Annotated in this window: 26 protein-coding genes; 19 read left to right on the top strand and 7 right to left on the bottom strand. The window is 62.4% G+C overall.

Translation table 11 applies throughout. The annotated features are described in order from the left end of the window. Window positions 1-162 precede the first annotated feature (162 nt). The 4 genes from eat (at window position 163) to AACX99_RS15705 (ending at window position 4,586) form a co-directional block, all read left to right on the top strand. Window positions 163-1,611 carry an ethanolamine permease gene (gene eat / locus AACX99_RS15720; RefSeq protein WP_339413212.1) on the top strand — a complete coding sequence of 483 codons (1,449 nt, stop codon included), beginning with the start codon at window positions 163-165 and terminating at the stop codon, window positions 1,609-1,611. Window positions 1,612-1,677: 66 nt separating this feature from the next. Then, window positions 1,678-3,072 (top strand): ethanolamine ammonia-lyase subunit EutB, encoded by a 1,395-nt coding sequence (locus tag AACX99_RS15715; RefSeq protein ID WP_339413210.1) that lies wholly within the window; start codon window positions 1,678-1,680, stop codon window positions 3,070-3,072. Window positions 3,073-3,171: 99 nt separating this feature from the next. Then, window positions 3,172-3,984, top strand: coding sequence for an ethanolamine ammonia-lyase subunit EutC (gene eutC / locus AACX99_RS15710; protein WP_339413209.1), 813 nt, complete (start codon window positions 3,172-3,174; stop codon window positions 3,982-3,984). A 134-nt stretch (window positions 3,985-4,118) separates the two neighbouring features. Beyond that, window positions 4,119-4,586 carry a GNAT family N-acetyltransferase gene (locus AACX99_RS15705; RefSeq protein WP_339413207.1) on the top strand — a complete coding sequence of 156 codons (468 nt, stop codon included), beginning with the start codon at window positions 4,119-4,121 and terminating at the stop codon, window positions 4,584-4,586. A gap of 43 nt (window positions 4,587-4,629) precedes the next feature. On the opposite strand, the gene AACX99_RS15700 is transcribed toward AACX99_RS15705, so the two are convergent. Next, window positions 4,630-6,228, bottom strand: coding sequence for a protein kinase (locus tag AACX99_RS15700; protein WP_339413205.1), 1,599 nt, complete (start codon window positions 6,226-6,228; stop codon window positions 4,630-4,632). A 111-nt stretch (window positions 6,229-6,339) separates the two neighbouring features. Here AACX99_RS15700 and AACX99_RS15695 point away from each other — a divergent pair, with 111 nt between their 5' ends. The 3 genes from AACX99_RS15695 (at window position 6,340) to AACX99_RS15685 (ending at window position 8,698) form a co-directional block, all read left to right on the top strand. Then, entirely contained in the window at window positions 6,340-7,179 is an 840-nt protein-coding gene (locus tag AACX99_RS15695; protein WP_339413204.1) for a M90 family metallopeptidase, read from the top strand. Window positions 7,180-7,257: 78 nt separating this feature from the next. Then, window positions 7,258-7,785: an inorganic diphosphatase gene (gene ppa / locus AACX99_RS15690; RefSeq protein WP_305592579.1), complete on the top strand. Its 528-nt coding sequence runs from the start codon at window positions 7,258-7,260 to the stop codon at window positions 7,783-7,785. A gap of 142 nt (window positions 7,786-7,927) precedes the next feature. Further along, window positions 7,928-8,698 carry a sulfite exporter TauE/SafE family protein gene (locus AACX99_RS15685; RefSeq protein WP_339413201.1) on the top strand — a complete coding sequence of 257 codons (771 nt, stop codon included), beginning with the start codon at window positions 7,928-7,930 and terminating at the stop codon, window positions 8,696-8,698. A 6-nt stretch (window positions 8,699-8,704) separates the two neighbouring features. Here AACX99_RS15685 and AACX99_RS15680 read toward each other — a convergent pair whose 3' ends face one another. Continuing rightward, entirely contained in the window at window positions 8,705-9,697 is a 993-nt protein-coding gene (locus tag AACX99_RS15680) for an AraC family transcriptional regulator (protein ID WP_339413199.1), read from the bottom strand. 179 nt (window positions 9,698-9,876) lie between these two features. Here AACX99_RS15680 and AACX99_RS15675 point away from each other — a divergent pair, with 179 nt between their 5' ends. The 6 genes from AACX99_RS15675 to AACX99_RS15650 all read left to right on the top strand — a co-directional run bounded on the left by AACX99_RS15675 (window position 9,877) and on the right by AACX99_RS15650 (window position 13,664). After that, window positions 9,877-10,731, top strand: a complete 855-nt coding sequence (locus tag AACX99_RS15675) for a MaoC/PaaZ C-terminal domain-containing protein (RefSeq protein WP_339413197.1) — start codon at window positions 9,877-9,879, stop codon at window positions 10,729-10,731. A gap of 105 nt (window positions 10,732-10,836) precedes the next feature. Beyond that, window positions 10,837-11,157 (top strand): nucleotide pyrophosphohydrolase, encoded by a 321-nt coding sequence (locus AACX99_RS15670; protein ID WP_339413194.1) that lies wholly within the window; start codon window positions 10,837-10,839, stop codon window positions 11,155-11,157. Beyond that, window positions 11,150-11,899 (top strand): methyltransferase, encoded by a 750-nt coding sequence (locus tag AACX99_RS15665; protein WP_339413192.1) that lies wholly within the window; start codon window positions 11,150-11,152, stop codon window positions 11,897-11,899. The genes AACX99_RS15670 and AACX99_RS15665 overlap by 8 nt, the downstream gene beginning before the upstream one ends. Before the next feature lie 29 nt (window positions 11,900-11,928). After that, window positions 11,929-12,522, top strand: coding sequence for a DUF4136 domain-containing protein (locus AACX99_RS15660; protein WP_339413191.1), 594 nt, complete (start codon window positions 11,929-11,931; stop codon window positions 12,520-12,522). Window positions 12,523-12,546: 24 nt separating this feature from the next. Continuing rightward, the gene (locus AACX99_RS15655) at window positions 12,547-13,110 is read left to right on the top strand and encodes a DUF4136 domain-containing protein (RefSeq protein WP_339413189.1); all 564 of its coding nucleotides are present in this window, start codon (window positions 12,547-12,549) and stop codon (window positions 13,108-13,110) included. 65 nt (window positions 13,111-13,175) lie between these two features. After that, window positions 13,176-13,664, top strand: coding sequence for a GNAT family N-acetyltransferase (locus AACX99_RS15650; protein ID WP_339413187.1), 489 nt, complete (start codon window positions 13,176-13,178; stop codon window positions 13,662-13,664). A gap of 5 nt (window positions 13,665-13,669) precedes the next feature. Here AACX99_RS15650 and AACX99_RS15645 read toward each other — a convergent pair whose 3' ends face one another. Next, on the bottom strand, window positions 13,670-14,569 hold the full coding sequence (locus AACX99_RS15645; protein ID WP_339413186.1) for a LysR family transcriptional regulator: 900 nt from the start codon (window positions 14,567-14,569) through the stop codon (window positions 13,670-13,672). A gap of 99 nt (window positions 14,570-14,668) precedes the next feature. Here AACX99_RS15645 and AACX99_RS15640 point away from each other — a divergent pair, with 99 nt between their 5' ends. The 5 genes from AACX99_RS15640 (at window position 14,669) to AACX99_RS15620 (ending at window position 19,420) form a co-directional block, all read left to right on the top strand. Continuing rightward, window positions 14,669-15,541, top strand: a complete 873-nt coding sequence (locus tag AACX99_RS15640; RefSeq protein ID WP_339413184.1) for an MBL fold metallo-hydrolase — start codon at window positions 14,669-14,671, stop codon at window positions 15,539-15,541. Further along, a complete protein-coding gene (locus AACX99_RS15635; protein WP_339413182.1) occupies window positions 15,532-16,230 on the top strand; it encodes an SDR family oxidoreductase in 699 nt (232 codons plus the stop codon). Before AACX99_RS15640 ends, AACX99_RS15635 begins: the two co-directional genes overlap by 10 nt. A gap of 64 nt (window positions 16,231-16,294) precedes the next feature. Then, window positions 16,295-16,744, top strand: coding sequence for a DMT family transporter (locus tag AACX99_RS15630; RefSeq protein WP_339413180.1), 450 nt, complete (start codon window positions 16,295-16,297; stop codon window positions 16,742-16,744). 170 nt (window positions 16,745-16,914) lie between these two features. Then, the gene (locus tag AACX99_RS15625) at window positions 16,915-18,402 is read left to right on the top strand and encodes a SulP family inorganic anion transporter (RefSeq protein ID WP_339413179.1); all 1,488 of its coding nucleotides are present in this window, start codon (window positions 16,915-16,917) and stop codon (window positions 18,400-18,402) included. Between the two features lie 166 nt (window positions 18,403-18,568). After that, a complete protein-coding gene (locus AACX99_RS15620; protein ID WP_339413177.1) occupies window positions 18,569-19,420 on the top strand; it encodes a universal stress protein in 852 nt (283 codons plus the stop codon). Window positions 19,421-19,452: 32 nt separating this feature from the next. Here the strand turns inward: AACX99_RS15620 and AACX99_RS15615 are convergent, their stop codons facing one another. Genes AACX99_RS15615 through AACX99_RS15605 form a run of 3 tightly spaced genes read right to left on the bottom strand, consistent with a single transcriptional unit; the run spans window position 19,453 to window position 23,453 of the window. After that, complete coding sequence (locus tag AACX99_RS15615; protein ID WP_339413176.1) at window positions 19,453-22,185, bottom strand: EAL domain-containing protein; 2,733 nt, start codon at window positions 22,183-22,185, stop codon at window positions 19,453-19,455. Window positions 22,186-22,236: 51 nt separating this feature from the next. Next, window positions 22,237-22,536, bottom strand: coding sequence for a hypothetical protein (locus tag AACX99_RS15610; protein WP_339413175.1), 300 nt, complete (start codon window positions 22,534-22,536; stop codon window positions 22,237-22,239). A gap of 11 nt (window positions 22,537-22,547) precedes the next feature. Continuing rightward, window positions 22,548-23,453: a tripartite tricarboxylate transporter substrate binding protein gene (locus AACX99_RS15605; protein WP_339413174.1), complete on the bottom strand. Its 906-nt coding sequence runs from the start codon at window positions 23,451-23,453 to the stop codon at window positions 22,548-22,550. 190 nt (window positions 23,454-23,643) lie between these two features. On the opposite strand from AACX99_RS15605, the gene AACX99_RS15600 reads away from it, so the two are divergent. Then, window positions 23,644-24,765: a GGDEF domain-containing protein gene (locus AACX99_RS15600; RefSeq protein WP_339413173.1), complete on the top strand. Its 1,122-nt coding sequence runs from the start codon at window positions 23,644-23,646 to the stop codon at window positions 24,763-24,765. Between the two features lie 35 nt (window positions 24,766-24,800). Here AACX99_RS15600 and AACX99_RS15595 read toward each other — a convergent pair whose 3' ends face one another. Beyond that, on the bottom strand, window positions 24,801-26,732 hold the full coding sequence (locus tag AACX99_RS15595) for a methyl-accepting chemotaxis protein (RefSeq protein WP_339413171.1): 1,932 nt from the start codon (window positions 26,730-26,732) through the stop codon (window positions 24,801-24,803). Between the last annotated feature and the right edge of the window lie 18 nt (window positions 26,733-26,750).

Genomic DNA, 26,750 nt, shown 5'->3' with positions numbered 1-26,750 from the left:
CGATGCTCGGAAACGACATCGGCCTGCCAGTCCGCGCCCAGGTCTAGACCAGCGGCGCAGTTGGCACAGCGGTTGCTGATCCACTGGGTAACACTCTTCCCTCAAATAGCGACACGCCTGGCCGGGCCTACGCCGCGGCCAGCGTGTTGATAAGGAATCCCCATGGCAGCAGAACAAATCAGTGCGGTAGGTCTACCGCAAGGCACCGATTTAGAGCAGGTCGATGCCGATTACTTCCAAAGTAGACAATTGAAGAAGGGCGCAGCAGGCTGGGTATTGCTGGTCGGCCTGGGCGTGGCCTACGTGATTTCCGGCGACTACGCCGGCTGGAACTTCGGTCTAGCCCAGGGCGGCTGGGGCGGCATGTTTCTCGCCACCCTGCTGATGGCGCTGATGTACCTGTGCATGTGCTTCTCCCTGGCAGAACTGTCCTCAATGATCCCCACCGCAGGTGGCGGTTATGGCTTTGCCCGCAGCGCCTTCGGACCCTTAGGCGGTTTTCTTACCGGTACGGCGATCCTTATCGAGTACGCCATTGCTCCGGCCGCGATTGCAGTGTTTATCGGCGCTTACTGCGAGTCGCTGTTCGGCATTGGCGGCTGGGCGATTTACCTGGCCTTCTATGTGCTGTTTATCGGCATCCATATCTTCGGGGTCGGTGAGGCGCTGAAGCTGATGTTTATCATCACCGCCGTGGCGGCGATTGCTCTGGGCGTATTTATCGTCGCGATGGTGCCGCACTTCTCGGTGGCCAACCTGCTCGATATTCCGGTGACCGAAGCCGCAGGCGCCAGCAGTTTCCTGCCGTTTGGCTATGTCGGTGTGTGGGCGGCGATCCCCTATGCGATCTGGTTCTTCCTCGCGGTCGAAGGCGTGCCGCTGGCCGCTGAAGAAACCCGCAACCCGCAGCGCGATATGCCACGCGGGCTGATCGGCGCCATGCTGGTACTGCTGGCCTTTGCCCTGCTGATTCTGCTGATTGGTCCAGGCGGCGCCAGTGCCAAGGCGCTGATGGCATCGGGCAACCCGCTGGTGGAAGCCCTGACCATTGCTTACGGCGAATCCACCTGGATGAGCAGCTTCGTCAACCTGATTGGCCTGGCCGGTCTGATCGCCAGCTTCTTCTCGATCATCTACGCCTACTCCCGGCAGATCTTTGCCCTGTCACGTGCCGGCTACCTGCCGCGCTCGCTGTCGCTGACCAACAAGAACAAGGCCCCGGTGCTGGCGCTGATCGTGCCTGGCCTGATTGGCTTTGCCCTGTCGCTGACGGGCCAGGGTGACCTGCTGATTCTGGTGGCGGTGTTCGGCGCCACCATCTCCTACGTGCTGATGATGGCCGCACATATCACCCTGCGCGTGCGTCGCCCGGAAATGCATCGCCCGTATCGCACCCCAGGCGGCATTGTTACCTCGGGCATCGCCCTGGTGCTGGCCTGCGTGGCCGTGGTTGCCGGCTTTCTGGTCGACCCACGGGTGGTGATTGGCGCCGCGATTATCTACGCCGTACTGATAGCCTACTTCGCCCTGTACAGTCGCCATCACCTGGTGGCCGGTACGCCGGAAGAAGAATTCGTCGCCATCGGTAAAGCCGAGGCCGCGCTCAAGTAGCCAAGTAACCAAGTAACACCGCCGCGCTGGCGCAACTGCGCTAGCGCGGCGTTTGGGAGACACGCGATGTCCAGTTTTCAGCATACGGTAGGTGGTGAAATCTACCGTTTCGATAGCCTTGCCGAGGTGATGGCCAAGGCCAGCCCGGCGCGCTCCGGCGACTTTCTTGCCGGTGTGGCGGCGAGCAATGCCGGCGAACGGGTGGCGGCGCAGATGGCCCTGGCCGATATTCCGCTTAAGCACTTCCTCACCGAGGCGCTGATTCCCTACGAGGCGGATGAAGTCACCCGACTGATCATCGATAGCCATGATGCGGCGGCCTTCGCCCCGGTCAGCCACCTCACCGTCGGTGGCTTTCGCGACTGGCTGCTCGGCGACAACGCCGATGAAGCCAGCCTGCGCGCCCTCGCCCCCGGCCTGACGCCGGAAATGGCCGCGGCGGTATCGAAGATCATGCGCGTACAGGACCTGGTGCTGGTGGCGCAGAAAATTCGCGTGGCCAGCCGTTTTCGCAACACCGTCGGCCTGCGCGGGCGCATGTCCACGCGCCTGCAGCCCAATCACCCGACCGATGAACCGGCCGGCATCGCCGCGAGCATTCTCGACGGCCTGCTGTACGGCAACGGCGACGCCATGATCGGCATCAACCCGGCCACCGACAGCATCAGTTCGATCTGCGACATGCTGAAGATGCTCGACGGCATCATTCAGCGTTATGAAATCCCCACCCAGGCCTGCGTGCTGACCCACGTCACCACCTCGATCGAGGCGATCAACCGTGGCGTGCCGCTGGACCTGGTGTTCCAGTCGATTGCCGGCACCGAGGCGGCCAACGCCAGCTTTGGCGTCAGCCTGAAGATTCTCCAGGAAGGCTATGACGCCGGTCTGTCCCTAAAACGCGGCACCCTCGGCGACAACCTGATGTATTTCGAAACCGGCCAGGGCAGCGCGCTGTCCGCCGGCGCCCACCATGGCCTCGACCAACAGACCTGCGAGACCCGCGCCTATGCGGTGGCGCGGCATTTCAAGCCGTTTCTGGTGAATACCGTGGTCGGTTTTATCGGCCCCGAATACCTGTACAACGGCAAACAGATCATCCGCGCCGGCCTGGAAGACCACTTCTGCGGCAAGTTGCTGGGCCTGCCGATGGGCTGCGACATCTGCTACACCAACCACGCCGAAGCCGATCAGGACGACATGGACGTGCTGCTGACGTTGCTCGGGGTGGCCGGGATCAACTTCATCATGGGCATCCCCGGCTCCGACGACGTGATGCTCAACTACCAGACCACCTCCTTCCACGACGCGCTGTATGCCCGGCAGAGCCTGGGGCTGAAACCGGCCCCCGAGTTCGAAGCCTGGCTGCAGCGCATGGGTATCTTCACCCAGGACGATGGCCGCCCGCGTATGGGCAACAGCCTGCCGCCAGCGTTTCGTCAGGCGCTGGCGCAGCTGAGCTGATATCGAATCCGTAGGAGCGGCGGGGGTGCCTAACCCATGCCCGCGATAGCGGCTTCGCGGGCATGGCCCGCTCCTACAAAACCTTCGCGGAGATTGCTTATGTACGACGACAGCCCACTCAGCGGCGCCAGCGAAAACCCCTGGCAGCAACTGCGCAACCTCACTCCGGCGCGTATCGCTCTGGGCCGCGCCGGCACCAGCATGCCGACCCGCGCCCAGCTGGATTTCCAATTCGCCCACGCCCAGGCCCGTGATGCCGTGCACCTGCCGTTTGATCACGGCGCACTGGCTGCCGGCCTGGCCCACCAGCATCGGCAAAGCCTGCTGCTGCACAGCGCCGCCAAGGACCGCGACACCTATCTGCAACGCCCGGACCTGGGCCGGCGGTTAAGTCACGAATCCACCGAGCTGCTAGGCCAGCACCGCGAGAACAATCCGGATGGCTATGACCTGGCCATCGTCATCGCCGACGGCCTCTCCGCCCTGGCCGTGCACCGCAATGCCCTGCCCATGGTGGCGCATATCGAGGATCAGGCCGCTGCCGAAGGCTGGAGCGTGGCACCCGTCGCACTGGTCAGCCAGGGCCGCGTGGCGGTGGCCGATGAAGTGGCCGAATTGCTCGGCGCACGTATGGTGGTGATCCTGATCGGCGAACGCCCGGGCCTGAGTTCACCGGACAGCCTGGGGCTGTACTTCACCTACGCGCCCAAAGTCGGCCTGACCGACGCCTACCGCAACTGCATCTCCAATGTGCGTCAGGAAGGCCTGAGCTACGCCATGGCCAGCCACCGCCTGCTGTACCTGATGCGCGAGGCCTGCCGCCGCCAGCTGTCGGGGGTCAATCTCAAGGATGAAGCCGAAGTGCCGCTGCTAACAGGTGGCGCGCAGCGCGAAAACTTCCTGCTGGGCTAAGTGCAGCGCGGCATTACGGGCAAACGCTTGTTTGGATTGCACTTTCCAAAAGCTTTAGGCAGCATCGGGATCGTTCGCAGGCAGCGCCGCCGTGTTGCCGAAGCCATCCACATGACTTTAAGTAGAGGCTCACCATGCGCATTGTCCAAGCGACCCTGGAGCATCTGGATCAACTCACGCCACTGTTCGTCAATTACCGCGAACACTTCGGCCAGCTGCCCTACCCCGACTCCTCGCGCGCGTTTCTGGAAAAGCGCATCAGCCGCAAGGAATCGGTGATCTACCTGGCCATGGCCGATGATGAAGAGAAGATTCTCGGCTTCTGCCAGCTCTATTCGAGCTTCTCCTCGCTGTCGCTCAAGCGCGTGTGGATTCTCAACGACATCTACGTCTGCCAGGACGCACGCCGCCAGCTGGTGGCCGACCGCCTGATCCAGACAGCCAAGCAGATGGCCAAAGAGACCAACGCCGTGCGCCTACGCGTGGCCTCCAGCGTTGATAACGAGGTGGCCCACAAGCTCTACGAGTCCATCGGTTTCAAGGAAGACACCGAGTTCAAGAGCTTTGTCCTGCCGATCACCGAAGACTTCACCGCGCCGTAGCCTGCCTAGCCAGCGACGTACAATGCGCCGCTGGCTCAGCCCCTCAGCCTTCCAGGCTAAGCCACAAACCCACGCCCAGTTGCAGCACCAGCAGAGCCAGCGCCGCCAGGTGCCAGCGCTGCCGATAGTGCCGTGTGCGGCGCGCCGATACCGGCTGATGCAGTAACGGCTGCTGCAAGGCATGCTGAAACTCCGACAGCGCCTCAAAGCGCGCCTCCGGCCTGGGCGCCAAAGCCCGCGCCAGCACACCGTCCCAGCCCAATGGCACCTGCACACTGAACTGCGCCAGCGGCATATAACGGCTATTGCCGTCGGCATCTACCTGCGCCACCTCAGGCCAGCGCCCGCAGAACAGCCAGTAAGCCAGCGCCGCCAGGGCAAACTGGTCGGCGCGGCCATCCAACGTACGCCCGGCGCGCACCTCGGGCGCTAGCGGCACCGCCTGTTCAGGCAATGTCTGCTGTGGCACGCCAGGCAGCAGCGCGGCATATTCGGGCAGCAACAGTAGCCGGCCGCCGTCATCCAGCAGGATATTGCGCGGGTCCAGCCACAGCCCCTGAATGCCACGCCGCTGCATGCCACGCACGGCGGCGATCAATTGCTCAAGCACGGTCAACACAGTCAAAGCGTCGACCGGTCCATGAGCCGCCACCCAGTCGTTCAGGCTGCGCATGCCCTTGCCCGCAGGCTCGAACAACCAGAAGGCATGCTCGCGCGGCTGATGCGAAGACATCACCTGCGCCAGGCTGGCCACCGGACTGCGCCGCAACGCCCACTCGCGTTGCCAGAAGGCTTCATCCGCATCCTGTTCGGCCAGCCACAGCATGGCCTCGCGCCCCCGTGGATCAGTGGCGCGAAATACCCGCCCAGGCGGACCAAAAGGACAGGCCGAGAGCAGCACCCAGCCATCCAGCTGCAAGCCCGGCTGCGCATCGACGACCATCCGCCAGGGCTTGCGCGGGGCCAGCTCAGGCGCGCTATCAGCCTCGCCCGGCAGTAATAGAACCGCTGCCCCAGGTGCCCGCAGCAATGGCGCAAGCAGCTCTGGCAGCGGGTCATCCTGCAGGGTACCGCCTGCGCCAGAAAAGCCTCGTAGGTCCGCCACATCCAGCAGCGGCTGCGGCGCTAACAGCAATAGCTCGCCCGGGGTCAGGGTCAGGCGGTGTTGCACCAGCGCCAGCTCAGCCTGCGCGCCCAGCAGCAGGCCATCACGGCCAGCCAGGCTGGCTGCTGTGTTGCCTTGATAACGCCGCAAACCAATGGCGCCGGCCTGGAGAAACTGCGCCTCGCCGTTCTGCAGCAGTAACAACCCGGCATTCAGCTGAGCAATGCGGCGCCCGGCCTGGCGCTGATGAAATAGCTGCTGATTGAACGCCGCCAGTACCTGCCGCGCCGCCTGGGCTTCGCTCCAGCCGCCGGGGGTGCAACAGCAATCGGCCAGCAGTCCATCCAGATACGCATCCAGAGCACGCACTACATCAGTGCATTCGCGCGCCCAGAGCAGCGCGACCAATAACACCGGCGGCCGCCCCTCACGCCCCGGCAGCCAGGTCGCGCGGGCCCGTGCGGCCTGGCTGGGCAGGTCGAGCCCCTGGCCACAGAGCAGTTTTATGGTGGGATGATGCAGACGCTCAATAGACATTGGCAGCCCTCCCAGGTCGCGGATAAGCATGCCTTTGCAGCCTTTGTGCCGACTTGCCCGGCACTGACACCCGGCTTATGGTGGGCGCTTTCCACCGTCCGAGCCGAGTCCATGTGGTCGCTCCGCGCCTGGCGTCGCCAGCGCATCCTTGCCCGTAATCCCGTCAGCAGCGCGCAGTGGCAGGCCGTACTGCAACAACTGCCGATCCTCGACGGCCTGAATGACACCGAACAGCAGCGCCTGCGCGAACGCGCCGTACTGTTTCTGCATAACAAACACCTCAGCGCCCTGCCCGGCGTCGAATTAGATGGTCACGCACGCCTGTTGCTGGCAGTGCAAGCCGAGCTACCGCTGCTGCACCTGGCCGACCTCAACTGGTATCAGGGCTTCCATGAAATCGTCCTCTACCCGGATGATTTCGTCAGCCCGCAGCGCCACCGCGACGCCAGCGGCGTGGTCCACGAATGGGATGGCGAGCACAGCGGCGAAGCTTGGCAGCAAGGCCCGGTGATCCTCGCCTGGCCCGGCGTGCAGGCCAGCGGCCATTGGGACGGCTACAACCTGGTGATCCATGAGCTGGCGCACAAGCTGGATATGCTTAACGGCGACGCCAACGGCCTGCCGCCGCTGCACAGCACTATGGCCGTGCAGGAGTGGGCCAAAGCCATGCAGAGCGCCTTCGATCAGCTTAACGCCGAGCTGGACGCCGACCCCGAGGCCGAAACCGCCATCGATCCCTATGCAGCGGAAAACCCGGCAGAGTTCTTCGCCGTCACCAGCGAATACTTTTTCAGCGCCCCGGACCTACTCGCCGGCGCCTTCCCTGCGGTGTACGCGCAGCTGGCGCTGTTCTATCGGCAGGACCCGCTGGCTCGCCTGCAGCAGTTGCAGGCGAGCAATCCGGACTATCAGGTCAGAACCGAAGACAGTGAGTTCGCGACCAATGGCTAGGCATCCCGGCGTAGCAACCCCTGGGGAATATGCCTATAATCGCGCCACTTTTTTGGCCCACCCCTCGGGAGTCGCCCCATGAGCTACAGCAAGATCCCAGCTGGTAAAGACCTGCCAAACGACATCTACGTCGCCATCGAGATCCCGGCCAACCACGCGCCGATCAAATACGAAATCGACCACGACACCGATTGCCTGATGGTCGACCGCTTCATGGCCACCCCGATGTTCTACCCGGCCAACTACGGTTTTATCCCGCACACACTGGCTGACGACGGTGATCCCCTCGACGTACTGGTCGTGACCCCGTACCCGGTGGCTCCTGGCTCAGTTATCCGCGCCCGTCCAGTTGGCGTACTGTTGATGAGCGACGAAGCCGGCGGCGATGCCAAGCTGGTTGCCGTACCACACGACAAATTGAGCGTGCTGTACAAAGACGTACAGGAATACACCGACCTGCCCCCGCTGCTTATCGAGCAGATCAAGCACTTCTTCGAGAACTACAAAGATCTCGAAAAAGGCAAATGGGTCAAGGTTGAAGGTTGGGCTGGCGCCGACGAGGCCCGCAACCTGATTATCAAGGCGGTCGCTGCTTACCAAAAATAAGTAGTGCCCACCCCCTAAAAACCGGCCACAAGCCGGTTTTTTTATGTCTTCTATTTGACTAGCGCTGTGCAAGAGACCTTGGTCGACTTGGCCCAACGACGCACGCTGGTTAAGCTGCTGACCTTTTGCCCGAGCCGTTGCCATGCCTGTGTCCGAGATTCTGCTGCTGGTACTCGCCGGTTTTGCTGCCGGCGGGATGAATGCCCTGGCCGGCGGCGGCACGTTTTTCTCCTTCCCGGCGCTGCTCGCAGCAGGCTTGCCGCCGGTGACGGCCAACGCCACCAATGCCGTGGCGCTCTGGCCCGCCAGCCTGGCCGGGGCATGGGCGGCGCGGGATTCGTTACGACCACTGGGGCGTTATCTGCTGCCGTTGTTGGCGGCCGGTCTGGCGGGTGGTTTGCTGGGTGGGCTGTTACTGCTGGTTGGCGGCGATGCTGTATTCGCCAAGCTGATTCCCTGGCTGCTGCTAGCAGCCACCGCCTTGTTTGCAGCCAGCCCATGGCTCAGCCGCTGGCTGGCCGCGCGCCGTGCAGAAGCGGCACAGCCGCCACACAGCCCACTGTCGCTAGCCGCGCATATCGGCGTATCGGTCTATGGCGGTTACTTCGGCGCCGGCATGGGTATTCTGCAACTGGCTGCGTTTTCCATCGAAGGCCATCCGCTGGCCCGCGCCAACGCCCTGAAGAACCTGATTTCAGCGGTGATCTACAGCGTCGCCACCGCAACTTTTATCATCGCAGGTCGGGTCAGTTGGTATGAGCTGGCGATTCTGTTGGTGGGCGCCACCCTGGGCGGCTATGTCGGCGGCGCGCTGGGGCAGCGCTTGCCAGCCAGATTCCTGCGCCTGCTGGTGATTAGTGTGGGCAGCGGGATGACGCTTTATTACTTCTGGGCGACCTATTTCGCCCAGTAGCCACCCTTAACTTTTCCCGCGCTTGCGAAATTCAACCGGCGTTTCGCCGACCCAGCGTTTAAAGGCGCGGTAGAAGGTGCTCGGCTCGGAGAAGCCGGTGCGTTCGACAATCACCTCGATGCGCTCGTCGGTGTTGAGCAGCAGGTCCTTGGCCAAACGGCAGCGGTAGTCAGTGACCAGATCATTGAAGCGCACCCCGGCCATGGCCAGCCGCTCGCGCAGCCGCCGCGCCGGCATATTCAGCCGTGCCGCCACCTGTTCCAGGGTGGCACCGCTGTCGACCAGCAACTCGCCGATCAATTCGCGCACCTTGCGCACCAGATCCAGTCGCTCAACCTCAGCCAACTGGCGGCGCGCCAGCGATTCATGCATGCGCAGCAGTTCTGGCGCGGCATGCCGTGAGGTCTTGTCCAGCACCGAGGCATTGAACACCAGTGCGTAGCGCTCGCCGCCCAGTTGCGCCGGGCAGCCGTAGACCTGCTGATAGCGCTCGGCAGGCGCACCCTCCGCATGCATAAACTGCACTTCATGGGGGGTGAAATCGCCTTCGGTCAACGCATCAAACAGGCGAATCACCGCGCCAGCGAGCATCTCCGGGAAGTGCCGTGGCGTACCTGGAATCAGCCCGAGCACCAGAACCGCGCGCTCGCCTTGCACCTCCAGCTTGGCATTCAGGGTATCGGAGAGCAGGCGCACATAGCGCAGGGCATGACGCAGGCCTTCGCCGAAGGTTTCACTGGAAAGGAACAGGTATTCCAGCAGCAGGCCGTGGAATGCCGGCAGATGCTGGGCCAGGTAGAGGCCGACATGCTCTTCGCCGCATTCATCGATGGCGGCTTTCCAGAATAATGCCTGGGCCGCATGGGGGAAACGCCCGGCAGGCAAGCCACCCGGCGGAAGGCCAACGCGAGCCAGCACGCGATCGGGGTCGGTACCACTGGCACGCAAGGCGTCGATCACCGGGCGCATCAACGCCACATCGTCAGTCAGGTCACGCATGTTGAGAAATTCTTATTGTTTGCGAGGCGCGGCCATCTTAGGCAGCTTTAGGTCATGCGCTCAAGGCGTGAATTATGCTGTTAAACGATTGACTGGCCTGCCGCAGCGCCAGGCGATGCGGCCAATGCACGGCGGCGCTGGCCGACTAAGCTGCTGCCACCGTTCTGAGGAGTTTGCCCATGGCCATCGACTGGCTCGAACTGCCCGCACCACCTGCCCTTCCTGCCCTGTTTCTGCGCGCGGCCCTGCGCCGGCGCGTGACCGGCCGTAGCCTGCCCGAGCTGGGCGTGCGCTGTCAGGTCACGGTCGACCCCAAGCATCTGGCGCGCTACCGGCAGATCTGCGGCTTTGCCGATGATCATCTGCTGCCCGCACCCTATCCGCATATTCTGGCGTTCGCCCTGCAAATGCAGTTGCTCACCGATAAGCGCTTCCCCTTCCCGCTACTCGGCCTGGTGCACCTGGAAAACCATATTCGCGTGCTGCGCCCGCTCGGCGGCCTGGGGCCGTTCACCGTCAGCGTGCAGGTGCAGGACCTGCAGCCCCATGACAAAGGCGCGACCTTCAGCCTGATCACCCAGCTGCACGATCAGCTCGGTCTGCTTTGGGAAGGCGATAGCCGCATCCTCTGCCGCGCCCTGCGCCTGGACGGCAAACAGGCCGAACGCGAAGCCGAAACTGAACTGGCGCAAACCACCCTGGCCCACTGGCAAGCACCGGCGGATATCGGCCGCCGTTATGCGCGCATCGCTGGGGACTACAACCCGATCCATCTGTTTGCCGCCACGGCCAAGCTGTTCGGCTTTCCCCGCGCCATTGCCCATGGCCTGTGGAACAAGGGCCGCGCCCTGGCCGAACTGGGCCCGCGCCTGCCCGCTGCCGGTTATGCAGTGAGTGTGCGCTTCCAGAAACCGGTGCTGTTGCCGGCCGAGGTGCGCTTGCTGGCCAGTGAGCCTGCCAGCAGCGGCCAGTTCAGCCTGCTCGGCCAGGATGAGCTGGTGCATATGAGCGGCAGCTGGCAACCGCTCGAGTGAAATCTCGCTTGAAATAAAGCAAGCGGCTGCCGGTAACCGCCCGGCAGCCGCTTGCACAGTGCAGATTAACCCCCGAAGCTATGCGCCTCTTTGCTGGAGCGCCCGATGAACCTCGCCGAACTGACCACCCGCATGCATGCCATTCGTGACCATAACGACTGGCGGCAATTCCACAGCCCGAAGAACCTGGCCATGGCCGCCAGCGTGGAAATGGCCGAGCTGGTGGAAATCTTCCAATGGCTGACCGAGGCGCAGTCACACCAACTGCCGGCCGAACAGCTCACCCATGCCGGCCAGGAAATCGGCGATATCGTGCTTTATCTGGTGTTGCTGTGTGGTGAGCTGGGCCTGGATATGGAACAGGTGGTGCGCGCCAAGCTGGCCGACAACGAACGGCGCTTTCTCGGGAGCGCAGCCAATGAGTGATCGGCACTTCGACGAGTTGGCCACGCGCTTTGCCGAGAAGATCTATGGCGGCGCCAAGGGCGCGATTCGCCTGGCCGTGCTCCAGGCCGACCTGGCCGAAGCCCTGCCTGAGCGCCCGCTGCGGGTGCTGGATATTGGCGCGGGGCTGGGCCATATGTCGCTGTGGCTGGCCGAGCGCGGCCATCAGGTGACGCTGACCGAGCCCGCCGAACCGATGCTAAATGGCGCTCGCGAGCGCTTTGCTGCCGCCGGCCAGCAGGCCACCTTTATCCAGGCGCCCTGGCAGGACCTGCTCGGCCAGCTCGAGCAACCCTTTGATCTGGTGATCTGTCACGCGGTGCTGGAATGGCTGGCCGAGCCGCATAGCATCCTGCCGGTGCTGCACCAGCTGTGCGCGCCCGGCGGCTGGCTGTCGCTGGCGTTCTACAACAAGGACGCGCTGATCTACCGCAACCTGCTCAAGGGCCACTTCCGTAAGCTGCGCAAGGCCGAGTTCGCCGGGGAAAAACAGAGCCTGACCCCACAGATGCCGCTTGATCCGCGCGAGCTGGCGGCGCAACTTGAGGCTAATTGGCAGGTCGAAAGCCAGAGTGGCGTGCGGGTGTTTCACGACTATATGCCGCAACCCTTCCAGGCCAAGGCCGAGCTGCTTGATCTACTGGAAATGGAACTGGCTTACCGTCGCCACCCCAGCTTTGCCGGGCTGGGCCGTTATCTGCACTGGATTTGCCGACCACGCTGACAACCATCGCACTGGAGGCATGCAACGCGATGAAACGACTTGGCGCCTTACTGCTACTGGCCACCCTCGCGGCCTGTCAGAGTCAGAACCCCTATGTCGCCGACAGCAAACCGCTGCCGCCGGCACCTGCTCACTCGCCCCAGCAACTGGATCGCAGCGCCTACCCCGCCGCGCCGCGCGACTATGGCAGCTACCGCACCTGGAGCTGGCAGCAGCTACCGACTGGCAGCGCCTGGGCCAGTTCCGAACAGGTGCAGGAAGCCTTGAGCAATGCCCTCGACCAACGCGGCCTGCGCCCGCATCGCGCCGGCAAAACCAGCGACCTCAAGGTCAGCGCCGAGCTGAGCCTGGAGCAACGCCTGCGCCAGGTCACCGAACGCTATGGCAGCCATTACGGTCATAGTCGTTATGGCGATAACTACGGGATGTGGGGCAGCGCGCCGCTGGTGCGCAGCTATACCGAAGAAGTCATGGTGGTGCGCATCGAACTGTTCGACGGCCAGGATGGCCAACCGATCTGGAGCGGCCACGCCGAGGCCCTTAGCAGCGGTAGCCAGAGTGAGCGCGCCGCAGCGCTGCGCAACGCGGTACAACAGGCCCTGGCGGCGTACCCGCCACACTGATTGCTGAACCCGAGGAGAGCACCCATGCGTGCATCACTGCTATTACTGCCTCTGCTGCTGGTCCTCAGCGCCTGCCAGACGCCGCTGCTGGAACGCGACTTCGACCCCAATCGGGACTTTGCCGCCTACCGCAGTTGGAGCTGGCAGGAGCCGGCCGTGCAATACAAACCCGATGACCCGCGCCTCAACAGCGACCTCACCGGCCAGCGCATTCGCAGCGCGGTCAGCGAGCAGCTCGACCAGCGCGGCTTGCGCCCCGCGCCAGCGAACAGCACAGGCGATCTCAAGGTGCAGGTGTGGATGATCGTCGACAACCGCCAGCAGCAGGTCAGCACCCAGGTTGGCGGCGCCTGGGGCGACCCATGGCGCGGCGGTTTCTGGGGCGGCCCGAGTTTTGTGGAAACCCGCACCCTGGACTATCAGGTCTCCACCCTGCAAATCGACCTGCTCGACGGCAAAGACGGCAAGCTGGTCTGGCGCGGCAGTGCCGAACAGGTGCTGCGCAGCCGCCAACCCAGCCCCAGCGAGCGCGAGGCAGCAATACGCAGTACTGTGGCCGAGGTGCTAAGCCAGTATCCGCCGCGCTAAGTATCGGTTTACGCTCCGCTGCGGCACACCGATACCGACCCGCGACCGCCCGATAAGGATGTTGCATGACCCCGCCCCCACACCTCAGTCATCGTCCGGCTGCGGCGGCTGACCTGGCCGAAATCGTCGATTTTCCACAGAGCACTGACGAGCTGTTTTTCTGCTACCCCAAGGCCAACTGGCCGCTAAGCATCGGTCAACTGGCCGCCGCCATGGCCGAACGCCGCGACAGCACCGTGGTGCTGTTCGATGGCCGGGTGGCCGGCTTTGCCAACTTCTACCAGTGGCATTACGACGACCACTGTGCCCTCGGCAACCTGATGGTCGCACCCTGGGCCCGTGGCCACGGCGTAGCGCATTATCTGGTGGCCGTGATGGAACAGCTGGCGCGCGAGCATTACCACGCCAAGCGCATGCAGGTATCGTGCTTTAACGCCAACAGCGCCGGTCTGTTGCTCTACCCAAAACTGGGCTATGCGCTCAGTGACGTGGTCGAACGCCGCGATCCAAAGGGCCAACGTGTGGCGCTGATCCAGTTCAGTAAAACCCTGTAGCCGGCTTACAAATCCCAATCTGGCCGATCGGCCAGTCGCTCGATCAGAAAATCAAGCAGCACCCGCAGCGCCGGCGGCATCTGTCGACGCGAGCCATAAAGGGCGTGGATACCTAACTGTTGCGGCTCGTAATCGGGCAACAACTGCACCAGCGCCCCGGAGCGCAGATGCGCGCTGACCGAATAGCGTGGCTGCAGGCTGATGCCGATATCGGCCAATACGGCCTCCAGCAGCACCATGGATTCATTGGCGCTGAGGTTGCCACTGACTGCCACAGCATGTGGCTCACCAGCGCGGCTGAACTCCCAGATGCTGCGGCCAAAATAGGCATAACTCAGGCAGTTGTGCTGCGCCAACTCCTCGGGCTGCTGCGGCGTACCGTGCTTGGCCAGATACGCCGGTGTCGCGCACACCACCGAACGGCACACCGCCAACTGCCGGGCGATCAGATTGGGGTCGAGCTGATTGGTGATACGTAAGGCCAGGTCAATACGTGCCTCCACCAGATTAACCGTCTGACTGCCCACCAGCAGATCGACGCTGACCTGCGGATACAGACGGATAAAGTCATCCAGCGCATGCACCAGCCAAGTCTGAGCCAGCGACTGGCTGCAGGCGATGCGCAAGGTGCCGCGCGGCGCAGCCTCATCCGTACGGCTAACGCTCTGCATGGCGTCAGCCATGGCCAACATCTCGCGGCATTGCCCCAGCAGCTGCTCGCCGGCACCGGTCAGGCTCAGCTTGCGCGTGGTGCGATGCAGCAGACGCGCACCGACCCAGGTCTCCAGCTCGCCAAGGTAGCGCGAGACCATCGCCCGCGACATTTCCAGCGCTTCGGCGGCGGCAGTCTGGCTGCCGCGCTCCACCACTTCGACAAATACCCGCGTAGCCGTCAGGCGATCCATGATTAGTCCATTTAAAGCAACAAACTTGCGCAGATTATGGGGCTTTTTGATCGATTTAAAGCAACTAAGATCGCCTCACTTACTCAACAGGAGATCAGCATGTCGATCCTCAACCACTTGCGCAGCCTGCTCACCAGCGCCAGCCTGCTTACCCTTGCCACCACCGCGATTGCCCAGCCACTGACCCTGGATGTCTATAACCCAGGCGACAAGGCGATCTTCCCCGTGACCTCGACGCTGATCAGCGGCGAACGCGATGTCATTCTGGTTGATGCGCAGTTCTCCACCCGAGAAGCGCAGGAGCTGGTCGAGCGCATTCAAGCCAGCGGCAAAAACCTGACCACCATCTTTATCAGCCACGGCGACCCGGACTTCTACTTCGGCCTGGACACCCTGACCCGTGCCTTCCCCAAAGCCAAGATCCTGGCCACGCCACAGACCATCGCTTATATCGAAAAAAGCCGCGAACCGAAGCTGGCTTACTGGGGCCCGATCCTCAAGGACAGCGCGCCAGCCCGTACCCTGGTGCCGCAAGCCCTGCAAGGTGACCACCTGAGCCTGGAAGGTCAGCGCATCGAGTTGATCGGCCATGATCCCAAGCACACCAGCCTGTGGATTCCGAGTATCAAGGCGGTAGTCGGCGGCGTACTCACCTACGCCAACATCCACCCCTGGATTGCCGATGCGCAAACGCCGCAAGCGCGTCAGGCCTGGCTCAAGTCCCTGGATCAGCTGGAAGCGTTGCAACCGAAAACCCTGGTACCTGGGCACTTTATGGGCCAGCCCAAGCTCAACCTGGATGACCTGCGCTTTACCCGCAACTACCTCAATGACCTGGAAGCGGCCCTGCCCAAGGCCAAGGACAGCCAGGCACTTATTGATGCCATGCAGGCCAAGTACCCGGACCTGCTCGACGCCAGCAGCCTGGAGCTGAGCGCCAAGGTACTCAAGGGTGAGATGCAGTGGCCGTAAGCCGCAGCATCCTGATCACCGGCGCCTCACGCGGCATTGGCCTGGGTCTTACCCAGGCCTTTGTGCAGACGGGCTGGCAGGTGCACGCGGTCAGCCGCAACCTGACGGGCAGCAACGAACTACAGGCTTTGGCCACGCAGCATGGCCAAAGCCTGCAGCTGATTGAGTGCGACCTGGAGCAGCGCGAGGCCGGCCAGTTGATTGACCAGGCCCTGGGCGATCAACACCTGACCTGCGCCCTGTTCAATGCCGGCGTCTATGGCCCGCAGCACCAGGACCCGCGCCAGGCCAGCAGTGCGGAAATCGGCCAGCTGTTTCTCGCCAATGCAATTGCCCCTATCAGCCTGGCCCAACAGTTGGCAGGACGTATCGAAACGGGTGGCGTGATTGCCTTTATCAGCTCGCAGATGGCCAGCCTGCAGCTTAACCACGCCCTCGACATGCCGCTGTACGGTGCCAGCAAGGCTGCGCTGAACAGCCTGCTGCTGAGCTGGAGCAGCCACTATGCCGAGCTGCCTTGGAGCCTGCTGGCCCTGCATCCGGGTTGGGTGCGCACGGCCATGGGCGGCCCGGATGCGCAGCTGAGCGTGCTCGACAGTGCAGCCGGTCTGTATCAGGTGATCTCCGCTCAGCTGGACCGCCGCACCTGCGCATTTCTCGATTACCAGGGCCAGACCTTGCCCTGGTAAGGCTGACGGCGCGCTGCGCATTTGCGGCATAATCGCCCGCCCTGCCCGCCTGGAGATACCGCCCATGCCTGCCCCGATCTGGTGGTTGATGGCTCTGCCCTTCGTTGCTGGCGCCTGCCTGCCGTTGCAGGCAGGGATCAACGGGCAACTGGCCAAGCAGGTGTCCAGCGTGCTGGCCGCCGCTCTGGTGTCCTTTACCGTCGGCACCCTGGCACTGCTGATTCTGGTATTGGCACAACGCGAGTTCCCCAGCCTCGGCGCATTGAAAGGCCTGACCTGGTGGCACTGGAGTGGCGGCTTGCTCGGGGTGATGTTTATCGCCACCGCTGCCTTTGCCGGACCGCGCGTCGGCGCCGTGCTGTTTATGGTCCTAGTGATCGCCGGACAGCTGAGCATGGCCTTGACCCTGGATCATTTCGGCTGGGCCGGCTTTCGTGAAGCGCCGATCACGGCCGGCAAGATCGGTGGCCTGCTGCTGATCGCCGCTGGTATCTGGCTGATCCGCCGCGGCTAGCCGCCTAGCGCCCAGCGCCATGGGCGCGGGCCTGCTGTGCTAAAGTGCGCGGCGTTTTTACCCTGCGCCTTGCCTACCCTGCCTATAGCCATCCGCCTTGTGCCCGACTCATCGTCCGGGGCTGCTGTGCTTATTAGGCTGCCGCCGCGCCTTAGCTTTTGGAATTGACCATGCTGCAACGTCTGAAAAACACTTGGTTCTTTAACATACGCGGCGATGTGCTCGCCGGTCTGGTGGTCGCGCTAGCGCTGATCCCGGAAGCCATTGCCTTCTCGATCATCGCCGGCGTCGATCCCAAGGTCGGTCTGTATGCCTCCTTCTGTATCGCCGTAGTGATCGCCTTTGTCGGCGGCCGCCCAGGCATGATCAGCGCGGCCACCGGGGCCATGGCTCTGGTCATGGTCACCCTGGTGAAAAACCACGGCCTGGAATACCTGCTGGCAGCGACGCTGTTGACCGGTGTGCTGCAGATCGGCGCCGGCTACCTGAAGCTGGGCTCGCTGATGCGTTTCGTCTCGCGCTCGGTGGTCACCGGTTTCGTCAACGCCCTGGCGATCCTGATCTTTATGGCGCAGCTACCGGAGCTGACCAACGTCACCTGGCAGGTCTACGCCATGTGCGCCGCCGGCCTGGGCATCATCTACCTGTTCCCCTATGTGCCGAAGCTGGGCCAGGTGATCCCCTCGCCGCTGGTGTGCATCCTGTCGATGACCGCAGTAGCCATGTATTTCGGCCTGGATATCCGCACCGTCGGCGACATGGGCGAGTTGCCGGACACCCTGCCGATCTTCCTCTGGCCGGATGTGCCGCTGAACCTGGAAACCCTGGGCATCATCTTCCCCTACGCCGCCGCGCTGGCCTTGGTTGGCCTGCTGGAATCGATGATGACCGCGACCATCATCGATGACCTGACCGACACCAACAGCGACAAGAACCGCGAATGCAAAGGCCAGGGCGTGGCCAATATCGCCTCCGGCCTGCTCGGCGGCATGGCCGGCTGCGCGATGATCGGCCAGTCGGTGATCAACGTGAAATCCGGCGGTCGAGGTCGCCTGTCGTGCCTGGTGGCCGGCGTGGTGTTGCTGCTGATGGTGGTGTTCTTGTCCGACTGGGTTAGCCAGATCCCCATGGCCGCGCTGGTGGCAGTGATGATCATGGTATCGATCGGCACCTTCAGCTGGGATTCGCTGCGCAACCTGAAGAAATACCCGCTTTCCACCAATATCGTCATGCTCGCCACCGTGGCGGTCACCGTCTATACCCACAACCTGGCTTACGGTGTATTCGTCGGCGTGCTATTGGCAGCGATGTTCTTCGCCAACAAGATCGGCCACTTCCTCTATATCAACTCCGAAGCGGACAGCGAGGGTAAGCAGCGCACCTACACAGTCATCGGCCAGCTGTTCTTCAGCTCCGCCGACAAGTTCATCGCCGCCTTTGATTTCAAAGAAGCCGTGAGCAAGGTCACCATTGACCTGTCGCGCGCGCACTTCTGGGATATCACCGCCGTGGCCGCTCTGGACAAGGTGGTGATCAAACTGCGCCGTGAGGGCACAGAGGTCGAAGTGCTGGGCCTGAATCAGGCCAGCGCCACCATCGTCGACCGCTTCGGGGTACACGATAAAGAGAACGCCACTGACCTGCTGTCCGGCCACTAAGAGGGGTTTACAAACGACTGCGCTCGGCCATACCGCGTTGAAATCAGCCCGAGACACGGCGTCTCAAAATGCTCATGTACGACTCGTACACTCCGCTTTTACGGCTGATTTCGCCTGACCATCGCTCGCTACGTTTCTAAATCCTCTCTAATCAAGGAGAACAACAATGACCCAAGTAATGGCATGCATTGATGGCTCGCAATCCACCCGCGCAGTGTGCGACTACGCCGCCTGGGCCAGCCAGCGCCTGAGCGCGCCGCTGACCCTGCTGCATGTGCTGGATGAGGTTCAGTACCCCGCCCAAGCGAACCTGTCTGGCGCTATTGGTTTGGGCAGCCGCGAGCACCTGCTCGAAGAGCTGGCCAATCTTGATCAGCAGCGGCACAAACTGGCCATGGAACAAGGCCGGCTGATGCTCGAAGCGGCCCGCGAGCGGGTGCAGGCCGATGCCGTGGAGCCGGCGCAGCTGCGTCAGCGCCATGGTGATCTAGTGGACTGCCTGCACGAGCTGGAAGCCGATATCCGCCTGCTGGTGATCGGCCGTCAGGGCAAGACCAGCGACAACCTTAGCCAGTTGCTGGGCAGCCATCTGGAAAACGTTATCCGCACCCTGCACCGGCCGATTCTGGTCAGCTGCGGCGAGTTCAAGGCCCCGCAGAGCTACATGCTGGCCTATGACGGCAGCGCCACGGCGCGCAAGAGCCTGGAAATGATCGCCGCCAGCCCACTGCTTAAAGGCCTGCCGTGCCATCTGGTGATGATCGGCGCGGAGTCCAGCGATGCCTGGGAACAACTCAAGGCCGCTGAACGTGTCGTGCAAGGTTCGGCCAGCGCAGTGTATCTGGCGATTCGCGCCGGAGAGGTGGAACCCACCCTGCACGCCTACCAGCTCGAACAAGGCATTGATCTATTGGCCATGGGCGCCTATGGCCACTCGCGGATTCGCCAGTTCCTGGTCGGCAGCACCACCAGTACCCTACTGCGCACCAGCAACAGCGCGCTGCTGATTCTGCGCTAGGTATTGCGCAATGGGCGGCCGCTTCCAATCGCCTAGCTGGCGTTGACCGGCTGCCCTGCAAACAACTGCTCCAGCGGCACCGGCCGGCCAAAGTAATAACCCTGAAAGCGCGTGCAGCCAAAGCTGCTCAGGCGCTCGGACTGCTCCAGGGTTTCCACCCCTTCGGCAATCACGTCAAGTTTCAGCGCGTGGGCCAGCGAGACGATGGTGCGGGCAATATCGGCATCCAGCGGGTCGCTCAACAGGTCGCAGACAAACGAACGGTCGATCTTCAGCTGATCCAGCGGCAGGGTCTTGAGGTAGGACAGCGACGAGTAGCCGGTACCGAAGTCGTCCAGGGAAAAGCGCACACCGTGAGCCTTGAGTCGGGCCATTTTGGCGATCACCGCCGCGCGACCATCGAGCAGCATGCTCTCGGTAATTTCCAGCTTTAGCCGGCTCGGGTCGCAGCCGCTGCGCTGCACGATATGCAACACCTGCTCGACAAAATCAGCCTGTTGCAGCTGCTTGGTACTGACATTCACCGACAGACTGAGGTGCCGGGTTTGCGCCCGTCGCCCCCACTGCGCCAGAGTCGCGCAGGCAGTTTCCAGCACCCATTCGCCCAACGGCAGAATCAGACCGCTGCCCTCGGCCACCGGAATGATTTCCCCCGGTGCCAATAGGCCGCGCTCCGGGTGCTGCCAACGCAGCAGCACTTCCGCGCCCTGCAACCCCTCACGCTGATCGATCTGCGCCTGGTAATAGAGCACAAACTCGCTTTTCAGCAGCCCCTGGCGCAGGTCACTTTCCAGGCTGGCGCGCTGCACCACCCGCAGCTGCATCTGTGGTTCAAAGAAACAGCAGGTGTTACGCCCCTGCGCCTTGGCCTGGTACATGGCCAGGTCAGCCTGTTTCAGCAGGTCATCCAAGGGTTCGCCGGTGCCGTTGAACATGGCGATGCCGATACTCAGGGTACTGAAATGCTCAATCTCGCCCATGCGAAACGGCTGCCGCAAGGCCAGCAGAATCTTGCTGGCAATCGCCTCGGCCTGCTGCGCCGCATGCACCGGCTCCTGCCCGAGGTTTTCCAGCAGGATGACAAACTCATCACCGCCGATGCGCGCTACGCTGTCGCTTTGCCGCACGCAGCTGGTCAGGCGCTCGGCGACCTGCTGCAACAGCTGGTCGCCAATATCGTGGCCACGGGCATCGTTCAGCGTCTTGAAATCGTCCAGGTCGATAAACAGCACCGCCCCGCGCTGCTCGCTGTCCTGGCTGGCCAGCAAGGCGTACTCCAGGCGCTCGCGTTGCAAACGGCGGTTGGGTAGATGGGTCAGCGGATCGTAATAGGCCAACTGTTCGATGCGCTGCTCGGCGGCTTTGCGCTGGGTGGTATCGGTCAGGGTGATCACGTAGTTGATCAGCTGCCCATCGACGCCGCAGCGCACCGCGGCAATGCTCACCCACTGCGGGTATTCCTGGCCATTCTTGCGCCGCCCGGGCATTTCCCCCTGCCAGGCGCCGTCATGCGCCAACGCGGCGAGCATGGCATCACGCACGATGTCGAAACTGCCCTGCGCCAGCATGTAATCCAGGGTGCTGCCGACCACCTCACGTTCGCTGTAGCCGGTCATGCGGGTGAACGCCGGGTTGGCGCGCAGCACCACATGCTCGGCATCGGTGACCACCATGCCTTCGGCCGATTCGAACACCGTGGCAGCGACGTGCAAATCCTCCACCATGTGCTGCATCGCCACGCCAACGCGGTTGTATTCATAGATGCCGGTCGGTTGAAAGCGCAGCCCCCGGCTGCCGGCCTGAGTGGCTTCGATAAAGCCGAGCAACTGGTTGATCGCCCGATCATGGCTGATGCGCAGCAGCCAGGCTGCCGCCAGCAACAGCAGTAGAAAGCCGCCACTGAGGATTAGAAACGATTGCAGGTAGCTGTCGTAGATCGAAGCAAAGCGGCTGTCGGAAACCCCCAGCACCAGCCAGAACGGCTCTTCGACACCCGCCAGGCTGATAGGAAACCGCTGCACATAGAGCCCCTGGCCATCGCGCGCCAGATCATCCAGGGCTATATCACCAGTGAGAGCAAGCTCGCTGTCGCCCTGCCAGACCAGCGGCTGCTGGGCGTGTCCGAGCACTAGCAAGTCGAGCTTGGTACTGGCACTCAGCTCGCCGATAAACGCCCGATTCTGGCCCAGGGCCAGGCCGACGAACAGATAGCCACGCAACTGCACGGTGGCCGGATCGAAGATCGGCGTGGCCTTGATCAAGGCGCTCTGCGCCCCGGACTGCACCAGCGTCCAGCCGTGGGCGTAGTGAATCGGCGAGCGCAACGACGCCACCAGCGGCTTGATGTCATGCAGCGGCAGGCCGGCATCCATCACCAGCCTGCCGGTCGGATCAAGCAGGAAGAACACCTCCAGGCGCGCATCGATATTGGCGTCCTGAAACATAAAGGCCACGTCTTCGGCGATTTTCTCAACCGGCATAACCTGCTCAGACAAGGCGCTGACGGTGCGCCGCGCCGAGGCGCTGTGCAGATACACCTCAAGCAGCTGCAGACGGTTATTGATCAGGCTGACGGTGGTGCGCTGGTATTGCGCCAGGCTATTGCGGATTTCACTTTGCAGGTTGGCCTCGGCCGTGCGCAGCGCATAAACCATCACCACCGTGATCGCCACCATGCCGAGCATGCCAAACAGCAAGGCAATCCGCGTCGAGAACTTCAGCTCCCAACGTGCCGCTTTCGGCATGTGATTCTTGCGACTACTCATCTGCATCCGCGCCTCAGGGTCACAACACAGTCAGCTAATCCCTGTCGGTGCTTACTGCAATCCGATGTCATCGATCAGTGTTCGGTACTCGTGCATCTGCCTAACCAGCATAGGCTTGATCTCATCGCCGCGCATAAACAGCACTGGTTGGCGAATACGTTGCTCGGTGACTTCGATAAAGCGCGGGTCCTTGGCCGCGACCGCCAGGGCGTCGGCCAGTATCTCAACCTGCTCGGCCGGGGTATTGGCCGGCACCTTTTTGGCGCACCCCGCAGCCCTTACATCGGTCAACAACCCGCAGGCCCGTCGGTGCGCGATCAGTACGCCAGGCGATGCAACTTGCGCGCCCATCAGCCAGGCGCTTACTGAGCACCGACCTCCTCGATCAATTGCCGATAAGCCTGCATCTGTTGATTCAGCATGGCCTTGACCTCACCGCCCGGCATAAAGCGAATAGGCTGGCGTATGCGTGTTTCGGTCACCTCGATAAAGCGCGGATCACGTACCGCCGCCGCCAGAGCATTGAACAGGATGCTCACCTGTTCCGCCGGCGTGTCGGCCGGCACAGTGACAATTCGCACCGCATGCAAGGCCAGGTCATAGCCCAGTTCGCGCAGGGTTGGTGCATCGGGATAGCCCAGCAGACGCTCTTCGGCCAGACTGGCCAGCACTCGCATCTGTCCCGACTCGGTATAGCCGGTATGGGTGCCACCGCTGTAGGCAAAGAACACCTCGCCGGAAATCACCAGCGGGGCCATGCCCGCACCGCCAGAGGTGGGCACAATGCGCAGTTGCAACCCCTCGCGTTTGGCAATGGCACGGGTCAGCAAGCGGTCCTCGGCGGTTTGCGTGACATACACCTGGCCAGGGTTATCACGCAGGTGCTGGAGCAGGCTCGGCCAGTCGGTAAAACCGCTCTGCCCGCCCGTGACATAGGCTGATTGATCCAGTGACAGGCCGGCTACATAGGTGAAGCTGTCGAGGTCGTATGAGGTCGGCGCTAGCAATGGGGAAAAGCTGATGGTCGAAGAAATACCGTATTGGAAGACGTAGCCCTGCTCGGCGCTACTGGCCAGCATGGCTGCCGCCACCGCCCCACCGGCACCAGGCAGGTTGTTCACCCTGACTGGCTGCCCCAATTGCTCCGCCAGCACGTCGGCCAGCACCCGCCCCTGGATATCGGTGCTGCCACCAGCGCCATAGCCAATGATCATAGTCAGCGGCCGCTCAGGGAAGGTCGATGCCTGGCTGTTCAAAGCCAAAAACATATACAACACCGCCCAACAACTGCATCTATTCATCACCACCACCTCCACACCTGGCAATACCGCATGCAGGTCGCAAAAGCTGTAAACCCGTCCTATGGTTTTAGCCCACAGGGGCGCGATAGCAATCTGACAGCTTTTTCAAAAGCAAAGGGTTATGCTGCAAAAAAGTCATTATTTGTGATCACAGGCTATGACTGAAGCCCAAGTACCCCGCCAGCCACACGCCTTCGCCCTCTGGCGCGAAGCACAGGACACGCGAATCCGCTCACCGCTGGGGGGTATTTATTATCTGCTGGCTTGGCTACTCACCTGGATATTCAGCAATGACCCAAGCGCACTGGTGCTGCCTGGTGTACTCGGCATTGCCATTTTTGCTCTGCTGCTGGCCTTGCGCGTGCTGCACCATTTGCCGCAAGAGCAGACCAGTGCGTCGCTGAACCGCTGGTTAAACCTGCACTGGGGCCTGATTCTGGTGACCGCACTGAGCTGGGGTTTGGCCCATGCTCTGGCACAAAAGAGTCCGCTGTTCAGCAGTTCGGCGATTATTGCCACACTCAGCACCATCGCCTTCAGCACCGCCCTGACCTTCAATTTCGCCATGCGCAAGAAGCGGGCAATACTTGCCCTGTTGCTGATCTACCTGCCAGGTTTGGTCAGCCTAGCCGTTGACTGGCGCGAGCAGTACGCCATCCTGATCACCTTGAGCTTCTACCTGAGCTACCTCTTGCTGGCGCTCAACCGCAGCCACCGCGAGTACCACAACACCCTGGCACTGGAGCTGCAATTGCTCGATCAGCAGGAACGCCTCGAACACCTCAGCCGTACCGATAGCCTGACCCAGCTGGGTAACCGTTATCAGTTCAACAGCCTGTTCCCGGTGATGGTGGCCAACGCTCAGCGACAGAGCCAACCCTTATCCCTGGTGCTGCTGGATATCGATTTTTTCAAGCGGATCAATGACCAATATGGGCATAGCTGCGGTGATCATTGCCTGAGCGATTTTGCCGAACGCATGCGCCAGAACTTCCGCCGCGACAGCGACGCTCTACTGCGCCTGGGTGGCGAGGAGTTCGGCGTTCTGATGCCCAATACCCCACTGGCTCAGGCGCGCCTGCTAGCCGAGCAGTTTCGCCTGGAGCTGGAACGTGAAGGTTTCCATGTGCCTGGGGCGACCTTGCCACTGACCGCAAGCCTGGGCGTAGGCTGTTACGACATGCTGCGCGACGGCAGTGCCGATGCCTTCTTCAAACGGGTTGACAATGCCCTCTACCAGGCCAAAAGCGCCGGGCGTAATCGCATCGAACTGGCCTGACGCAGGCGACAGCAGGGGCTGTCGCCCGGCTGGGTTTACAAACGGAAGTTGCCCATCTGTTTAGCCAGATCATCGGCCAGGCCGCGTAGGGCCTGACAATCCTCTTTACACACCTGTACCTCACCGGCGGTGGCATGGGCCAGGTCGGCAATGCCTTGCACATTGCGGTTGATCTCCTCCGTCACCGAGGACTGCTCCTCGGTGGCGGTGGCCACCTGAGTATTCATATCGCTGATGCGCTCAATCTGCTCGGTAATCGCGCTAAGCGACTGCCCCGTACGCTGACTGGCCTCGACGCCAGTGCCCGTGGCCCGTTGGCCGGCATGCATAGAGCTTACGGCCGTTTCCGCGCCCTGTTTAAGGCGCTGAATCATCTGCTGGATTTCATCGGTCGAGCTTTGCGTGCGACTGGCCAGGGTACGCACTTCGTCGGCCACCACGGCAAAGCCACGACCCATCTCGCCAGCGCGCGCCGCTTCGATGGCCGCGTTCAGCGCCAGCAGGTTGGTCTGCTCGGATATACCGCGGATCACCGCCAGCACCTGATCGATCGATGCCACCTGCTCGGCCAGCTCACTCACTGCTGTAGCGGCATTACCAATATCAGTGGACATGCTCTCGATATGCCCGATGGATTGGCGTACCTCATTGCGCGCGCCTTGCGCCTCGTCTCGTGCACTTTGCGATGATTGCGCAGCGCTGCTGGCGTTACGCGCGATTTCCTGCACGGTCAGGCCCATCTCGTGCACCGCAGTGGCGACCATATCGGTCATATCCTGCTGCTGGCTAGAGCGCCCGGCGGTATTGTCGACGACCTGCGCCACCTGGCTGACTGAGGCACGCAAGCGTTCGCTGGTCGCCAGTACATCACTGATCAGGTTGCGCTGACCGCCAATAAAACGGTTGAAGCCGCGGGCCAGATCACCCAACTCATCTTCGCGAGACTCATCCAGACGACGGGTCAAATCACCACCGCCACCACCGATTTCTACCAGTGCAGCGGTCACCTGACGGATCGGCCGAACCAGGCCACGCGCCAGCAGCACCACCAAACCGAGGAACAGCAAGGCCACGCCAACTCCGATAGCGCTGGTCATCAGCAGCGCCTGGCGAGCCTCGGCATAGATTTCCGCCTCTGGCACCTCGCTGACCAACAGCCAGTCCAGACTGGAGAGCTTCTGTGCCACCGCCAGATAGGTTTCACCATCACGCTCGAAACGTACCGCCTTGCCACCGCTGCTGAGTAACTCATCAGCCGGAGCCTTGCCAAACTGCTCAGCAAGACGACCACTGCCGCTCAATTCAGCTTGCGGGTGCACTTTGATATCACCCTGGGCATCGATCAGAAACACCTGACCGCGCTCGCCAAAACGAAAATCGCGAATCATCTCCGACATGGCTTTCAGGCTGAAACCCAGACCGGAAACGCCGAGGGTTTTGCCGCCCTGCTTGATGCGCTGGTTGATAAACAAAGTGGGCAGGCGCGTGCCCTTGTCGATATCGATTTCCAGCACCTGATCGCGGCTGCTGTCGACCAGTTTGTAGAACCACTGGTTTTCCGGCTGATCACGGCTGATCACCCGAGCCAGGCCCGCACCGGTGAAGTAGTTGCCACTGTCCAGTACGGCAATCGAGGTGGTCATGGCGTTCTGTTGTGCACGCACGCCCTCTAGGTAACGCGCCACGGCGTCGCGCTGGCCTTCATCTTCGCCGGCGGCCAACCAGTCCTGAATAAAGGTATTGGCGGCAATCCCGGCGTTGGCGGTGATCGGTGCAGTCAGCACCCGTTCCAGATCGTTGCTAATCGCCAGTGCCCTGGCCGGCAAAGCCTCTTCAACCAGAAAGCGTTCGGTCAGGCGATTGACCACCGCCGAGTAGACGCCCACTACGATCAGAATACTGGCGAGCAGGGCTGCGCCCATGCTGAGAATCAGCTGCCACTGAATGCTGCGTTTCCACAAACCCATGGAGGTTACCTTCTAATT

This window comes from Pseudomonas sp. EA_35y_Pfl2_R5, from assembly GCF_963970805.1.
GTDB lineage: Bacteria > Pseudomonadota > Gammaproteobacteria > Pseudomonadales > Pseudomonadaceae > Aquipseudomonas.
This window is presented reverse-complemented; position numbering and strand designations above follow the sequence as displayed.

Excerpts from the sequence above, each read along its gene's own strand:
- eat (WP_339413212.1), top strand. The coding sequence starts at position 163 with ATGGCAGCAGAACAAATCAGTGCGGTAGGTCTACCGCAAGGCACCGAT.
- AACX99_RS15715 (WP_339413210.1), top strand. The coding sequence starts at position 1,678 with ATGTCCAGTTTTCAGCATACGGTAGGTGGTGAAATCTACCGTTTCGAT.
- eutC (WP_339413209.1), top strand. The coding sequence starts at position 3,172 with ATGTACGACGACAGCCCACTCAGCGGCGCCAGCGAAAACCCCTGGCAG.
- AACX99_RS15705 (WP_339413207.1), top strand. The coding sequence starts at position 4,119 with ATGCGCATTGTCCAAGCGACCCTGGAGCATCTGGATCAACTCACGCCA.
- AACX99_RS15700 (WP_339413205.1), bottom strand. The coding sequence starts at position 6,228 with ATGTCTATTGAGCGTCTGCATCATCCCACCATAAAACTGCTCTGTGGC.
- AACX99_RS15695 (WP_339413204.1), top strand. The coding sequence starts at position 6,340 with ATGTGGTCGCTCCGCGCCTGGCGTCGCCAGCGCATCCTTGCCCGTAAT.
- ppa (WP_305592579.1), top strand. The coding sequence starts at position 7,258 with ATGAGCTACAGCAAGATCCCAGCTGGTAAAGACCTGCCAAACGACATC.
- AACX99_RS15685 (WP_339413201.1), top strand. The coding sequence starts at position 7,928 with ATGCCTGTGTCCGAGATTCTGCTGCTGGTACTCGCCGGTTTTGCTGCC.
- AACX99_RS15680 (WP_339413199.1), bottom strand. The coding sequence starts at position 9,697 with ATGCGTGACCTGACTGACGATGTGGCGTTGATGCGCCCGGTGATCGAC.
- AACX99_RS15675 (WP_339413197.1), top strand. The coding sequence starts at position 9,877 with ATGGCCATCGACTGGCTCGAACTGCCCGCACCACCTGCCCTTCCTGCC.
- AACX99_RS15670 (WP_339413194.1), top strand. The coding sequence starts at position 10,837 with ATGAACCTCGCCGAACTGACCACCCGCATGCATGCCATTCGTGACCAT.
- AACX99_RS15665 (WP_339413192.1), top strand. The coding sequence starts at position 11,150 with ATGAGTGATCGGCACTTCGACGAGTTGGCCACGCGCTTTGCCGAGAAG.
- AACX99_RS15660 (WP_339413191.1), top strand. The coding sequence starts at position 11,929 with ATGAAACGACTTGGCGCCTTACTGCTACTGGCCACCCTCGCGGCCTGT.
- AACX99_RS15655 (WP_339413189.1), top strand. The coding sequence starts at position 12,547 with ATGCGTGCATCACTGCTATTACTGCCTCTGCTGCTGGTCCTCAGCGCC.
- AACX99_RS15650 (WP_339413187.1), top strand. The coding sequence starts at position 13,176 with ATGACCCCGCCCCCACACCTCAGTCATCGTCCGGCTGCGGCGGCTGAC.
- AACX99_RS15645 (WP_339413186.1), bottom strand. The coding sequence starts at position 14,569 with ATGGATCGCCTGACGGCTACGCGGGTATTTGTCGAAGTGGTGGAGCGC.
- AACX99_RS15640 (WP_339413184.1), top strand. The coding sequence starts at position 14,669 with ATGTCGATCCTCAACCACTTGCGCAGCCTGCTCACCAGCGCCAGCCTG.
- AACX99_RS15630 (WP_339413180.1), top strand. The coding sequence starts at position 16,295 with ATGCCTGCCCCGATCTGGTGGTTGATGGCTCTGCCCTTCGTTGCTGGC.
- AACX99_RS15625 (WP_339413179.1), top strand. The coding sequence starts at position 16,915 with ATGCTGCAACGTCTGAAAAACACTTGGTTCTTTAACATACGCGGCGAT.
- AACX99_RS15620 (WP_339413177.1), top strand. The coding sequence starts at position 18,569 with ATGACCCAAGTAATGGCATGCATTGATGGCTCGCAATCCACCCGCGCA.
- AACX99_RS15615 (WP_339413176.1), bottom strand. The coding sequence starts at position 22,185 with ATGAGTAGTCGCAAGAATCACATGCCGAAAGCGGCACGTTGGGAGCTG.
- AACX99_RS15610 (WP_339413175.1), bottom strand. The coding sequence starts at position 22,536 with ATGGGCGCGCAAGTTGCATCGCCTGGCGTACTGATCGCGCACCGACGG.
- AACX99_RS15605 (WP_339413174.1), bottom strand. The coding sequence starts at position 23,453 with ATGTTTTTGGCTTTGAACAGCCAGGCATCGACCTTCCCTGAGCGGCCG.
- AACX99_RS15600 (WP_339413173.1), top strand. The coding sequence starts at position 23,644 with ATGACTGAAGCCCAAGTACCCCGCCAGCCACACGCCTTCGCCCTCTGG.
- AACX99_RS15595 (WP_339413171.1), bottom strand. The coding sequence starts at position 26,732 with ATGGGTTTGTGGAAACGCAGCATTCAGTGGCAGCTGATTCTCAGCATG.